The organism is Candidatus Arsenophonus phytopathogenicus (assembly GCF_056113345.1).
The window spans coordinates 1,232,741-1,247,303 of the sequence record NZ_JBUIOB010000017.1 but is presented as its reverse complement, the minus strand read 5'-3'; the positions used below and the strand labels follow the sequence as shown (position 1 = coordinate 1,247,303).

Below are 14,563 nucleotides of genomic sequence, written 5' to 3'. Positions count from 1 at the left end.
TTTGTATTTTAAGCAGATAAACTCGCATAACCGTTTAACATTATAATTCATACCATCGATAAATGTTGACGCTCGAGTTCAAGCACAATACCTAACCAACCAAACTGTGATAGCAAATGCATCCAAGCATCATCCCATTTTGCAATCAGCTGCAATTTATCGCCTGTCATTGGGTGTTTAAAAGATAAATAACTCGCATGTAACATCAACCGGCTGCTGGCAAAATGGTGTGAAACACCGCGATTCTGGCGCAGATCACCATGGGTAGTATCACCAATTATGGGGTGACGGATATGTGCCATATGACGTCTTAATTGATGCTTGCGGCCGGTTATTGGTCTTAGAGCTAGCAGAGAGAAACGTGAAGTAGGATAACGACCTATCTCGATCGGACATTCAACCTTAGCCAACGGTGAATAATGAGTAATGCTCGGTTGAGGTTGACTTATTTTGCTGGCGTATTTATCAGCAATCTTATCTTTTTCCTCCGTCAGTGCATAATTAATAATATCAGCTTGATTAACATAACCTCTCACAATCGCATGATACTTTTTTTCGATTGTATGGTGTTCAAATTGCTGCGCTAAAAGACAAGCAACTTCACTCGAAAGCGCCATCAATAATGCCCCTGAAGTCGGTTTATCTAAACGATGAACAGGAAATACATGCTGACCAATTTGGTCACGCACTGTTTGCATAACAAAACGAGTTTCATGACGATCAAGCCAACTACGATGTACAAGCCATCCAGCAGGCTTATTTATTGCAATCAAATGTTGATCCTGATAAAGCACTTCAAGCATTTGTTGAGTTACCTTGTGAAAAAATTTCATCTAACGCACCTAAATATTCCAATAATTGGCAATAGCGACTTTCTCGTTCTTCTTGATAGATTTCTTCAAAATGGGGAGTAATAGCGAATGCCTTTGGCAAATCAATATGTTGTTCAATAAGCTTATATAGTTTTGGCAATAGTACCCATTGCAACCATTCATGTGCCGCCATGGTGTCTACAGCAAAAGGCAAATCACTAGCAAAAGCTTCCTCTGGCGGTGGGGTATTACTCCAAAGATTAAGGTTTTTCATTTCAACTTCAATGAGACGAAGTTTTTCAGCAACGATAAGATTAATATTCATTTCCTACACTAGTATCATAAGTAAAAACAAATGAATCATAACATTATTAGTTATCAAACAAAAAAGCATCGCGTGATATTAATTTTATTACTCATTAGTAAATCTATATAAAATATCCAATCTATCTAAATTATAATCATTTAAATAGACTTACTAATTATGCACAACATCAATGACTTATAGGGTTATATTACTATCCGCGACTGCAGAAAAAATAATTTTTGGCATAGCCATGTAACCATAAAAAAACCAGTCCATAAAATCGACTGGTTATATAATATGTAACGCTATTAAATAGAATATTTATGCATCCTGCATTATCAGCTTCCTGCTGAATGTATCTTCCTACTATTTACGAGGTAGTAATTTGTAAGCACTAATACTTATCATTCGTTATCCCTAACACTACCTTTCTTATTCCTCTATATTATTAAACATTTAATAATTTCAAAGTTAAAAAATAAACTAACATTCACCATTTATTATTAGTAACAATGACTAAATTTATTCCGTGCAATAAACGCCCGTTAAATCATTTCCACTTCTTATTTCGATTTATGGCTCATTTGATAAATGCTAACTTATCGGCGGGCATAAGAATGTCGGATTTATCTGAGGAATACAAGAATAGAAAAAATAGTTTTTAACCATTTTTTCCGATAATAACAGAATATTTTTTTATCCTACTGAAATAAAAAATATTTCATCTCACTTCATGGTTTAAAAAGCAATAAACGTAGATATAACTTACATAATTTGTAAGTTATATCTCACAAAAAATAAGTAAATATCTTAATCACATTACTTTTTAATTACAGGAATAAGTTGTTGTAAAAATTCAATCAGACTACCAGCTAAGACGTTACGTGTTGTTTGACCTAATGTTTCTAATATAACTTGGCCATTAATATTATCTACGGAAATAATTTCAAATTCAGAATCTAAACTTGCAATAAAGAGAGTTGGGGTCAGTCTACGTCTTTTTTGCGTAATTAAATGCCCAATTAAGTTTTCTTGTAAACGAGTAAAATCGGTCATATTCCATACCTGAATTAAATCAAGTTGTTGATCTTGAAATTTTACTCGCATATCAGCAGCTAATTGTGTTGTATAAAATTGGTGAATATTAGGATAAAAATGGATGTCTAACGCTTTTTCAACAGATTCTAACTTTTCATTTGGCATCGGAAACGGTTTAGGTAACCAATAAACGACATCATCTTTGCTATATTCAATGCAAGGTGAAGGAATACTGTAAAAAGCATCACTCGCCGGTAAATCACCCGTCTGCTGTTGCCAATAAGCAATATAACGCTGTGTGAGTTCCGTTAATATCTGAGAAATCGTTACTTCCATGGTAAATTATTCTTATTGGTGACTAATTATAGAAATAAATCATTCTAATATATAAAAGTATCATTAGGTATTATTATCTATCTGTTCAATTTGTTGTTAAGCTATACATTAAACAACAAACTTACTCTAATATATTGATTATACTAGCAACTATCTTACTGATTTTCTATTTTAGGAAGGAACTACATGCCACTTGATCAAGATAATGGTGAGCTACAACACCTAACGCTCGGAAAAAAAACCGAATATCAAGATAACTATGCACCTCATCTACTACAAGCGGTTCCTCGTCGCCTAAATCGACAACCTTTAGGGTTATCATCAGACCGATTGTCTTTCCATGGCGCAGATATTTGGACACTCTATGAGCTTTCGTGGCTAAACAGTCGAGGAGTTCCTCAAGTGGCTATCGGCCATGTTACCATTAATGCTAATAGCATAAATCTGATTGAATCTAAAAGTTTTAAACTCTATCTAAATAGTTTCAATCAAACCCAATTTATTAGCTGGCAAGAAGTTGAAAAACAACTAACCCAAGATTTGACTGCATGCGCTGCAGGAGAAGTGACAGTAAAATTACAGCCACTCACCATGTTCGCTAATCAAACTATTCATAATCTGTCTGGTGAATGTATTGATGAGCAAGAGATAGAAATTACTGATTATGAATTTAATCGTGATTATCTTAACAACGCAACCGCGAATATAAAGGCAGAGGAAACATTAGTTAGCCATCTGCTAAAATCTAATTGCTTAATTACTAATCAACCTGACTGGGGTTCAATACAAATTCATTATTGTGGCGCTAAAATTGATAGAGAAAAACTACTCCGTTATTTAGTCTCTTTCAGACACCATAACGAATTTCATGAACAATGTGTCGAGCGAATTTTCAATGATATTTTTCAGCTATGTCGACCCGATAAGTTAAGCGTTTATGCCCGTTATACACGTCGGGGCGGCTTGGACATCAATCCTTGGCGTAGTAATGAGAATTTTCAGCCAACAATGATGCGATTAGCACGGCAGTGAGGAGTTTAAATTGATAACACATGTCAGCCCGTTAGGCTCAATGGATCTATTATCTCAAATTGAAGTTAGTATCCTTAAACCTACTGCCAGTAGCGATCTTTATCAGCTATTTAGAAACTGCTCCTTAGCTGTACTTAACTCAAGTAGCAAGACAGATAATAGTAAAGAATTAATCGCTAAATATCCCAATTTTGATATCAATGTTCTACAACGTGAACGCGGTGTCAAACTGGAATTAATTAACCCTCCTGAAAAAGCTTTTGTCGATGGCAGAATTATCCGTTCACTACAAGCAAACTTATTTTCTTTGTTAAGAGATATTCTTTTTGTTCATACCCAGATTATTTCAGCAGAAAAACTGCTGGCATTAAGTCTGCATGATAGCATCAGTATCACTAATATTATTTTTACCATTCTGCGTAATGCCCGAGCACTACATCTCGATGAAAATCCGAATACTATTGTTTGCTGGGGAGGGGATTCAATAAATGAAATTGAATATCTTTATGCCCGCCAGGTTGGAAATGAATTAGGATTACGTGAATTAAATATTTGCACTGGCTGTGGCCCTGGCGCAAATGGAAGCGCCGATGAAAAGTGCCGCAGTAGGCCATGCACAACAGCGTTATAAAAATGGCCGCTTTCTTGGTTTACTGAACCTTCCATTATCGCTGCTGAACCACCTAACCCTCTAGTTAATGAGCTTGTTATCATGCCAGATATTGAAAAACGCCTTGAAGCATTTGTTCGGGTTGCTCATGGTATCATTATCTTTCCTGGCGGTACTGGTACTACAGAGGAACTACTTTATTTATTGGGAATTTTAATGGATCCTGTCAATAATAATCAGGCATTACCATTAATTTTAACTGGCCCAAAAGAGAGCCAAGCCTATTTTGACACCCTCGATGATTTCATTAAGCATACCCTCGGTGAACAGGCATGCAATTATTATTGATGATCCAGCAACTGTAGCACGTGAAATGAAAAAACAGGTGCTACAAGTAAAAGAAAATCGTCTCAATACTGGTGATGCCTATAGCTTTAATTGGTCAATAAAAGTTAATTCAGAATTACAAAAACCCTTTATACCAACCCATGATAATATGGCAAAACTTAACCTATTTTGTGATCCAAAACAGCCGGAAAAATTGGCCGCTAACTTACGACGAGCCTTTTCGGGTATTGTTGCCGGTAATGTGAAAGAAGTAGGTATGAAAGAAATTGAAAAGCATGGCCCCTATAAACTTGATGGTGATGCCAAAATTATGGCTCATATGAATACATTATTACGAGGGTTTGTTAGTCAACATAGAATGAAACTACCTAGTAAGGCAGCCTATATACCATGCTATGAAATTATTAAATAATTGACAAGACTATGCACAAAAAATTATGATCCACTTACTTATCGTTGATGCTTTAAATCTAATCAGACGAATTCATGCTGTTCAAGGAAGCCCGAAGCCCTTGCGAACAAGCTTGCGTTTCAACTCTTCGCCAGCTAATTAACCATACTTCGCCTACCCACGCTGTGGCAATATTCGATAACAAAGAGTATCAGACAAATAACTGGCGGCAACGTTAGCAATTAAAGTGGCCACCGCTGGCTATCGGGTTACCATCATTTCAACAGATAAAGGCTATTGTCAGCTACTTTCATCATCGATCTATATTCGTGATTATTTTCAAAAACGTTGGCTTGATTTATCCTTTGTTAATAAAGAGTTTGGGGTCAAACCTGAACAGCTACAGGATTATTGGGGACTAACTGGCATAAATAGTAGTAAAATACCTGGCATAACCGGCATTGGCCCTAAAACCGCAGCAACTTTACTTCAGCAATATCCTACATTAGAGGCCATTTTTGCTAATATCCATTCCTTACCCGAAAATGGCGTCAACGGATTGAACCGGCGCAAAAATAGCCTTTATTAGCCGACAGGTTGCCTCTCTCAAAACCGATCTACAGTTAAATGGAAGTTTACAACAACTCAGATTTACGCCATAACACAATAAAAATAAAAACTTTATTGTTAATCACTGCTCTTCTAATCCCGCTCTGGTATAAAGGCTGACCAAACTCGTCTTATATGTACCGTGATCTCTTCGCGATCATGGTAGAGTTGCTTCGCTTGGATTTGAGTATTAATACCATTTTCGTTTAGTGTCTGTGATATTTTGTTCAAAATTGATGAAACTTCTTGATAACGTTTTTTCATCGGTAGCTTTAAATTAAATATCGCTTCCCTGCACCAGCCTTTTAAGAACCAATCTGTTATCAAAGCAGCAACTTTTTCCGGTTTTTCAACCATATCACACACCAACCAACTAATATTCTTAGTGTGTCGAGTAAATTTAAAACCATCAGTTCGATAATGCCGTACCTGACCTGTTTGCATTAAACTCTCGGCCATTGACCCATTATCAACCGCATCGACCATCATACTGCGCTTCACTAATTGATAGGTCGATCCACCTGGACAAGCGCCCAGATCAACAGCCTTCATGCCCGATGATAAACGCTCTTCCCACTCATCATAAGGAATAAATAGATGAAATGCTTCTTCCAGTTTTAATGTTGAACGACTTGGCGCATCCGCTCGCCGTTTTAACCGCGGGATCCCCATAAAAAAAGGTGAATTGTTATTTGCATAAGAATAGCCAACATAGCAACAGCCGGCAGCAATAAAAAATACATGTATAACCGGACGTTGATGGTTTTCTTTCAGCAACAATATTTTTTGTTGACGAAGCCCATGGCCTAAAGGTACAGTAAATTTACGGCAAAATTTTAGTAGCTCTTTACTCTCATTGGTATCCGGCACTTCAACTCGTAACTCACCAGCTCGTTCAACCACACCTTGCAATAACGCAACAATCGGCGATACGCAATCGTTCGATGGCAAATCTTTCAATAACTGGCTAACAACCACTAGTTGACGAGCAAATATTAATGTACCAAAGGGTATCTTTAGCTAGACAATCTGCATCAGCAGGCTGATAGCATTCAAATAAAACATAACCGCTATTATCTTTTACTTTGGCATAGCCATAAACGCCGATCTGGGTAGCCTTATCAGTAATTTCTGCCGCACACTCTTTTTCAAATCCTGAACGACAATATAAAATAATATTATTATTCATGACGTATTGTTGGATTTCTAAGCCGAGTTGCACCAATAACAATTAATATCCAACCAATTAAAAAGCAAAAACCGCCTACTGGTGCCAAATGGGCAAAATATTTTGCTTGTAAAAGTGCCATACAATAAAAACTGCCACTGAACAATAAAATGCCTATACTGAAGAAAATTCCCCCCTCCCCAATAAAACCATAAAATAACTTTACGTAATAAGATAGCGCCTAATATCATAAGAACTAAAGTATGCATTGACTGATAACGTAAACCAATACGAATCCATTCTATTTGATCACGGTTTAGTAGAGATGATAATAAATGTGAACCTATTGCGCCAAATGCAACACAAAAAAATCCACTAATTCCTGAAAATATCAACATTAAACGAGCATTCACGTTAATATCCTTTTCTTTTTAAATTAATTATTTTACTTACCATATAGTTTACAACTCACCGGTAACAAATCCCCATTTTTGTTGCTCGCTAGCTGCTTTTGCAAGGATCCATTGACGAAATACAGCAATCTTACCTAACTCCGCTTGATTATCATGACAAACTAAATAGAAAGCTTTTTTTACTGACTAAAACATCATTAAACGGACATACCAAACGACCGGTATCAAGTTCATTTTTTGTCATAACGTTATTAATCGAGGCTATTCCTTGACCATGAATTGCGGCTTGAATAACCATAGCACTATGACTGAAAATGGGTCCTTGTTCTACGTTAATAATGTCTTGTAATGATAATTGACGTGCATAAGCTTGCCAATCACGTCGAGAAGAATCATGTAGCAATGTATGATGAATCAAATCTTGCGGTTTAATGGGTAACGCCCCGCTAATAAGGCTGGCACACAGACTGGTATTAAGTATTCCGCATACAAACGATCTGTTCTGAAGCCTGGCCAATTACCATAAAAGATTGCCACATCAACATCATCAGCCATTTTAGCTCCCTCGTGATCAACAGCCTGAATACGCACATCGATATCAGGATAAGCACGATTAAAACTCGATAGGCGCGGCACTAACCATTGAATAGCAAAACTTGGTAATAAACTGACAGTTAATGCTCCCTTTGCACTGAGAGCCTATAGTTTCCGAGTAGCTTCACGTAACGAAGAAAAAATTTCTTTAATATCTAAATAATAACTTTTCCCTTCTTCAGTCAATAATAATGAACGATTACGCCGACGAAATAATTTCAAACCCAAGAAATTTTCCAAACCTTTTATTTGATAACTTATTGCAGCCTGAGTAACAAAAAGCTCTTCTGCTGCTTTAGTAAAACTTAAATGGCGTGCTGCCGCATCAAATACCCTTAATGCATTAAGAGGAGGCATACATTTTGACATGATCGCGTCTTACTCATCCTTATATATCCATTAGTTTTTATAATCTGAAGCATTATAAATTGTCCATTGTAGAGAAACCAGTATATGTCTATAGTAAGGCTGCTTCCTAGGCCTGAATGAATCGCTAAGCAGTTAATTTATTTAAAGTTATTGGCTTTATGGTTGTGATGTTGTGTTTACAAATTATCTGGTTTTTCCAGGTTGAGTAGTTAATACTACTATTTTCACTCCTATACATTTACCTTGTCTGTCCATAGTTATTTTAACGCGCCGCATTTATTGCGGCGTTTTTTATATTCGCTAAATAAATATCTTTCTCATCGCCGAATATAATCGGATGATACACATATGATACTGATAGAATAGATATTATTAATCAAAACTAATACTACTTTTCTAATTTAAATAAATATAACAAACCTTATGAAAAAGATCATTTATGACAAGATAAAATTGTAATAATTACACAATATAGATCCTAAATATTCTGATATCTGCGGTTTTCATGACAACAACATTTTATATAACACAATTTCGCCAATATTTTCCCGCTATTCAAGAACAAGACAAAACTATTTTTCTAAACAGCGCAGCAACAGCCCTTAAGCCCAAGAGTATGAGCGCAGCAACGGTTGATTACTATCAACATATTAATTCCTCCGTTGATCGAGGCCAACATCCTACAGCGCAAACAACAACGCATATTTATGAACAAACTCGCAAGAATGTTGCGGAACTTGTCAATGCCAATCAAGCCGAGGAAATTATTTGGACAAAAAGTAGCACTGAATCGATTAATTTTATTACACAAGGCTATTTTCGCGCTCGCCTGCAACCTAATGACGAAATAATTGTTAGCGAAATTGAACATCATGCCAATTTGATCCCATGGTTGAGAATGGCTGAACAGACTGGTGCTAAAGTCGTTAAATGGCCCTTATAAGAACTTAAACAACTGTAAATTAAACACCTAACAACACTTATTAACACAAAAACTCGGATCATTGCCATTAGCTAAATGTCGAATGTTACCGGTGAATAACCCGATATTCAGGCTATCACTCGGCTAGCTTATCAACATAATATTTTAGTCATGGTTGATGGTGCACAAGGTATTGTGCATCGTGGTATTGATGTACAATCTTTAGACATTGATTTTTATGTCTTCTCAGCCCATAAACTGTATGACCCAACAGGATTAAGTATCTGTATCGATTTGAAGCAGGTACGCCAAATATTGCCGGAGTGTTGGCGTTCAACACTGTTATAGACTGGATGAAAGCCATTAATTGGCAACAAGCTGAAAATTACGCTATTGCCTTAACAGATTATACTGAAAATCAACTCTCTAAATTGCCCAAAACGAGCTTTGATCGCTAATAATTAAAAAAAATTCTTTCATACTTTTTCGCTAGCTATCATTTTACGCTGCAATTTTTTTAATACATGAGAAACAGCAATAAAACCAAAACTAGCAGTTACCATTGTTGCCGCACCAAAACCAGCGGCGCAATCCATACGCATTGTTCCTCCGGCATTACTTTTAGCCTTACAAACGGTTCCATCACTTTGTGGGTAAACTAGCTGTTCGGTTGAGAAAACACAGTCAATACCCAATTTACCTTTACTATTTTTAACTATTTTAAAATCACTTTTTAATCTTTCACGTAATTTTGCTGCTAAGGGATCATGGATCGTTTTTGCTAAATCTTTGACTTGGATCTGTGTCGGATCAATTTGCCCACCAGCCCCTCCCGTTGTGACGACAGGTATTTTATGACGGCGACAATAAGCTAATAAAGCAGCTTTAGGCCGCATGCTATCAATAGCATCAATCACATAATCAAATTGAATAGATATCAACTCAGCTAGATTGCTGGCCGAGACAAAATCATCAATAATATTAACTTGACACTCAGGGTTAATTTGCAAAATACGTGATTTCATCACTTCAACTTTTGATTGACCAATAGTGTCGCTTAATGCATGCAATTGTCGATTAATATTTGTCACGCACACATCATCCAGATCAATCAGAGTAATAGTGCCGATCCCGGTTCTTGCTAATGCTTCCGCTGCCCCTGAGCCTACACCGCCAATACCAACAACACAAATGTGAGAACGAGCAAAAAGCATTAATGCTTTTTGACCATAGAGGCGGCCAATACCTGCGAAGCGCCGCAACCAAGCATCTGAAAGAAGTAATTGCATGTCTAACCTTAGCTAACAAAAATAGCGTGTTCACCAATAATAAAAACAAAACTAATTTATTAATTCAAATCCTGATTAATCTATTATAATAACAAAAACTAATTCGTTATCTATTCATCTGCATGGCATAGTCAATCATGTGATAACGACTAGAGCATATTATCTGTATCATACTTATCAACTGAATTGCATCTTATTCTGTATTTTTAAATTAGCAATAAATTATACCCTACCGCATTTGATAAGATAATTTCCGATAAAATATTTTACTGATTTAAGCTAATCATTAAATAACTATTTTTATATGACCATTAAAAAAGTTATGAATTTATGTTTGTTGATTACATATTTCACTATCGATTTTTTGCTGACAAAGTATATCAATAAGCATGATGGCTAATTTGCATAAAAGAACAAAAAACAATCATCAAGTCTCTTTTATGTACAAAATATAAAAAAATATCGCAATATTTAAGAAAAAAACTTGCATCGGATCTGATCCTGAGTATAGTGAGCCGCTATCGGACGCGGGATGGAGCAGCTTGGTAGCTCGTCGGGCTCATAACCCGAAGGTCGTCGGTTCAAATCCGGCTCCCGCAACCAATATTAAAAACCTTAATCATTTCAGACGCGGGGTGGAGCAGCTTGGTAGCTCGTCGGGCTCATAACCCGAAGGTCGTCGGTTCAAATCCGGCCCCCGCAACCACCTTTCATTCAATATCAAAATAGTTTCCCAACAAGACTATTATCTATCTAATTAAATCTCTTAACGCAAAGCCAGTTTTCCGCCGTTGTCGAAATAAGCTTTAATACCCCGAAAAATAGATTCTGCCATCTGCTGTTGGAATTTTGCTGTCTTTAGTTTTCGTTCTTCTGCAATATTACTAATAAAAGCAGTTTCAACTAGAATGGACGGGATGTCTGGTGCCTTTAATACCGCAAAACCCGCTTGATCAACAATGTTCTTATGCAATTTGTTAACGTTACCCATCCGTTTAAGCACTTCTGTACCAAATTTCAAACTATCATTAATAGTCGCCGTCTGAACTAAATCAAACATGGTGTGATCAAGATATTTATCACCACTTTTACTGACACCACCAATCTGATCGGCCTCATTCTGTGTTTGAGCTAAATAACGGGCGGTATTACTGGTTGCTCCTTTGGTCGATAATGCAAATACTGAGGAACCTCTCGCCTTACGATTAGTAAAGGCATCAGCGTGAATAGAAACAAATAAATCAGCTTGCATTTTCCGCGCTTTTGCAACTCGCACTTTTAAAGGAATAAAAACATCTTCATTACGAGTCATATAAACTTTCATCTTAGGTTCACGATTAATTAATATTTTTAATCTACGTGCAATTTGCAATACGATATCTTTTTCCCGCGTTTTATATTTTCCTATAGCACCAGGATCTTCTCCACCATGACCAGGATCAATCATGATGATAATTGGCCTATCTCTCCCGGCTTTACCCGCTGGCTTTTTCGCTTTAACCGTCAACGTATTATCCAATTTACCTTTGTTATAATCTTCTAATAGCGCTAACAACGGATCATCATCAGTGTAAACACCTGAAGCAGGATAAAAATCAACCACTAAACGATGTTTAAAACCAGCAACCGGCGCAATAGTAAACATTTGTGGTTCAACATGAGTTTTTACTTCAAAAACTAAGCGAACCGTTTTTTGATCAAATTGGCCTACTCTGACTAATTTTAAATAAGGATCACGTGAACTGATTTGCTGGCTAATGCCCTGCAACACACTATTTAACTGCATATTTTCTAAATCGACAACAATACGATCAGGCCCAGATAAAGCAAATTGACGATATTTTAAAGCAATACTCGATTCTAACGTTACTCGGGTATAACTAGAGGCAGGCCAGATACGAATAGCAACTATACTTGAAGATAAAGCTAGCCCGAATGGACTAATACTTAACAGCATAGTAGCCACTGCACCTTGCAGAAGACGTCGTCTTGAAAAACCGTGATTTGAATGATCCATCGAAAAATCCACTTAAAGCATCAAATAATTATAAACCGCTCAATATTATCAACAACAAAAAAATAACTATAGAAAACTTTAACCAATCATTAATCAACTGTCATTAATAAATTGTTCTTTATAAATAATTAGCTACTAATATATTCTGAAGCAATAATGATGATTTTTCATGCATTTCTTCTTGCTATTTTGTGTCAAAAATCATAAAAATACTTTCATTAAGAACAGTCATTTATATGAGGAACATATGAAAGCACGTCGTACTGATTTAGTTAATGGATTTCGCCACTCTGTTCCCTATATTAATATACATCGCGATAAAACCTTTGTTATTACATTAAACGGTAACACTATCGCAGATAAAAATTTTGCTCATATCAATTAGCGATATCGGTTTATTACACAGTCTGGGTATTCGGCTAGCTATTGTTTATGGCATACGTCCACAGATAGATAAAAAACTCATAAACCAACAGTATCCGATAATCTACCATAAAAATATTCGCGTCACTGATGCAAATAACCTAGAGTTAGCTAAACAAATATCGGGGACATTACAATTAGATATTACTGCTCTGTTATCAATGAGTCTCAACAATACCCCATTGCAAAGTGCCCATATAAATGTCATCAGTGGTAATTTTATTATTGCTCAACCTTTAGGGATTGGCGATGGTGTTGATTACTGTCATAGCGGAGGTATACGAAGAGTCGATGAAGTATCCATCAACCATCATTTAAAAAACGGCTCCATTGTATTAATTAGCCAATTGCTGTTTCGGTCACCGGAGAAAGTTTTAATTTGTCGACAGAAACTATCGCAACACAATTGGCAATAAAATTAAAAGCAGAAAAATTAATTGGATTTTGCTCTTCACAAGGAATTAGTGATAAAAATGGCAATATATTATCGGAACTCTCGCCGAATGAAGCTGAAAAGTAGAAAAACAGCCAAATAATCATTCTGACATACTGCATTTTTTATATAGCGCAATCAAAGCATGCCGACAAGGTGTTCGTCGTAGCCATTTGATAAGTTATCAAGAGAATGGTGCTTTATTACAAGAACTTTTCTCTCATGAGGGTATCGGTAGCCAAATTATCATGGAAAATTGTGAACAAATTCGTCGAGCTAATATCAATGATATAGCAGGAATATTAGAATTAATTCAACCGTTGGAACAGCAAGGAATATTAATTTGCCGTTCACGTGAACAATTAGATATAGAAATTGACAAATTTACTATCATCGAGCGAGAAAATATGATCATCGCTTGCGTAGCACTTTATGACTACTTAGAAGAAAAGTCTGGAGAAATGGCTTGCCTGGCTGTACATCCTGATTATCGTAATTTATCAAGGGGTGAAACACTGCTTAAACACATTACTCTACAAGCCAAAAATTTAAATTTAGAAAAACTTTTTGTATTAACAAACCGAAGTACTCACTGGTTTCTAGAAAGAGGATTTTTTCCAGCAAAAGTTGATATGTTGCCAATAAAAAAACAAACGCTTTATAATTATCAACGATGCTCAAAAATTTTAATACTTAATATTAATTAAAAATTTAATTAATAAACCCAATTACAATAAAAAATGCACTATTTAAATAAATAACGTTTTCTATTACTCTTAAGCAAAAAACAAAAAATATCGGCTCCTCTCTATTTAACGAAGAGAAGAGCCGAAAATAAAATAACAGTTAATTAATTATTTTTTATTGCTGCTGCAAGTGGTGCGGCTGCTTTTGATGTAAACCATCATGCATATTCCACATAGTTGAAAAATGCTTAACCATTGTACTGTCGGTCGATCCCCCATTTTTAGCCACACTACCAATATTTAATGCCTAAGCATAGACGGTCGAGTCCAAAGGAGTACTAGAAGCAACTGATAGAAGACTCTTTACAAAACCTATCCCTCTATATTTAATTGCCGTTTTTTGGTCATCACTTTGATTTTCTATAGAAAAATTTTCTACAGGAAAAACTCCACAAATGTTATTAGTCTTAATTTTTGCGTGGTCTATTTGTACCTCTTTATCAGTGGTTGAAAAATCATCAACAATCCCGACAGCTAATCCAGCTCGATAAAACCTGTCAGCTTGCTCAGTAGATTGAGATGTATTGGCAATAGTTAGAAGATATTCATTACTTTTAATTACCTCAAATAAATCATTTTCCTTTTCTTTTACCTCAAGTAGATCGATACTAGAATTTCCTACTGTTTTTAATTGAGAGCTAAGTTTATTCTCTGTATTCGTAGTCGTATCCATTTGCGCAGAAGCAACCTGTTAATTAACTATTTG

Annotated in this window: 7 protein-coding genes, 2 tRNA genes and 7 pseudogenes; 7 read left to right on the top strand and 9 right to left on the bottom strand. The window is 35.9% G+C overall.

Going from position 1 to position 14,563, the window contains the following annotated elements; translation table 11 throughout:
• Nucleotides 1-47 precede the first annotated feature (47 nt).
• The 3 genes from truC to syd all read right to left on the bottom strand — a co-directional run bounded on the left by truC (nt 48) and on the right by syd (nt 2,493).
• Entirely contained in the window at nt 48-803 is a 756-nt protein-coding gene (truC, locus tag AC01GB_RS09975; protein WP_474452378.1) for a tRNA pseudouridine(65) synthase TruC, read from the bottom strand.
• On the bottom strand, nt 796-1,137 hold the full coding sequence (locus tag AC01GB_RS09970; protein ID WP_474451703.1) for a YqcC family protein: 342 nt from the start codon (nt 1,135-1,137) through the stop codon (nt 796-798). Before AC01GB_RS09970 ends, truC begins: the two co-directional genes overlap by 8 nt.
• Nucleotides 1,138-1,938: 801 nt before the next feature.
• Entirely contained in the window at nt 1,939-2,493 is a 555-nt protein-coding gene (gene syd, locus AC01GB_RS09965; protein ID WP_474451702.1) for a SecY-interacting protein, read from the bottom strand.
• Nucleotides 2,494-2,679: 186 nt separating this feature from the next.
• Between syd and queF the strand changes: the two genes are divergently transcribed.
• The 3 genes and pseudogenes from queF to AC01GB_RS09950 all read left to right on the top strand — a co-directional run bounded on the left by queF (nt 2,680) and on the right by AC01GB_RS09950 (nt 5,536).
• Nucleotides 2,680-3,525, top strand: a complete 846-nt coding sequence (gene queF / locus AC01GB_RS09960) for an NADPH-dependent 7-cyano-7-deazaguanine reductase QueF (RefSeq protein WP_474451701.1) — start codon at nt 2,680-2,682, stop codon at nt 3,523-3,525.
• Between the two features lie 10 nt (nt 3,526-3,535).
• Nucleotides 3,536-4,895, top strand: a pseudogene (gene ppnN / locus AC01GB_RS09955) (nucleotide 5'-monophosphate nucleosidase PpnN).
• Between the two features lie 25 nt (nt 4,896-4,920).
• Nucleotides 4,921-5,536, top strand: a pseudogene (locus AC01GB_RS09950) (5'-3' exonuclease H3TH domain-containing protein).
• 40 nt (nt 5,537-5,576) lie between these two features.
• Here AC01GB_RS09950 and rlmM read toward each other — a convergent pair.
• From rlmM to AC01GB_RS09935, 3 pseudogenes are all read right to left on the bottom strand, one after another.
• A pseudogene (rlmM, locus tag AC01GB_RS09945) lies at nt 5,577-6,672 on the bottom strand (23S rRNA (cytidine(2498)-2'-O)-methyltransferase RlmM).
• A pseudogene (locus AC01GB_RS09940) lies at nt 6,665-7,064 on the bottom strand (DUF423 domain-containing protein). The pseudogenes rlmM and AC01GB_RS09940 overlap by 8 nt, the downstream one beginning before the upstream one ends.
• Before the next feature lie 48 nt (nt 7,065-7,112).
• Nucleotides 7,113-8,027 (bottom strand): annotated as a pseudogene (locus AC01GB_RS09935) (transcriptional regulator GcvA).
• Nucleotides 8,028-8,532: 505 nt separating this feature from the next.
• Between AC01GB_RS09935 and AC01GB_RS09930 the strand changes: the two are divergent.
• Nucleotides 8,533-9,407: pseudogene (locus tag AC01GB_RS09930) on the top strand (aminotransferase class V-fold PLP-dependent enzyme).
• An 18-nt stretch (nt 9,408-9,425) separates the two neighbouring features.
• Here the strand turns inward: AC01GB_RS09930 and tcdA are convergent.
• Nucleotides 9,426-10,238, bottom strand: a complete 813-nt coding sequence (gene tcdA, locus AC01GB_RS09925) for a tRNA cyclic N6-threonylcarbamoyladenosine(37) synthase TcdA (RefSeq protein ID WP_474451700.1) — start codon at nt 10,236-10,238, stop codon at nt 9,426-9,428.
• Nucleotides 10,239-10,764: 526 nt separating this feature from the next.
• Between tcdA and AC01GB_RS09920 the strand changes: the two genes are divergently transcribed.
• Together AC01GB_RS09920 and AC01GB_RS09915 are read left to right on the top strand one after the other, a co-directional pair.
• A tRNA-Met gene (locus AC01GB_RS09920) sits at nt 10,765-10,841 on the top strand.
• Between the two features lie 26 nt (nt 10,842-10,867).
• Nucleotides 10,868-10,944: transfer RNA gene (locus AC01GB_RS09915), tRNA-Met, on the top strand.
• 60 nt (nt 10,945-11,004) lie between these two features.
• Here AC01GB_RS09915 and amiC read toward each other — a convergent pair.
• On the bottom strand, nt 11,005-12,255 hold the full coding sequence (amiC, locus tag AC01GB_RS09910) for an N-acetylmuramoyl-L-alanine amidase AmiC (protein WP_474451699.1): 1,251 nt from the start codon (nt 12,253-12,255) through the stop codon (nt 11,005-11,007).
• 247 nt (nt 12,256-12,502) lie between these two features.
• Between amiC and argA the strand changes: the two are divergent.
• A pseudogene (gene argA, locus AC01GB_RS09905) lies at nt 12,503-13,818 on the top strand (amino-acid N-acetyltransferase).
• Between the two features lie 286 nt (nt 13,819-14,104).
• Here argA and AC01GB_RS09900 read toward each other — a convergent pair.
• Nucleotides 14,105-14,530: a hypothetical protein gene (locus AC01GB_RS09900; protein WP_474451698.1), complete on the bottom strand. Its 426-nt coding sequence runs from the start codon at nt 14,528-14,530 to the stop codon at nt 14,105-14,107.
• Nucleotides 14,531-14,563 lie beyond the last annotated feature (33 nt).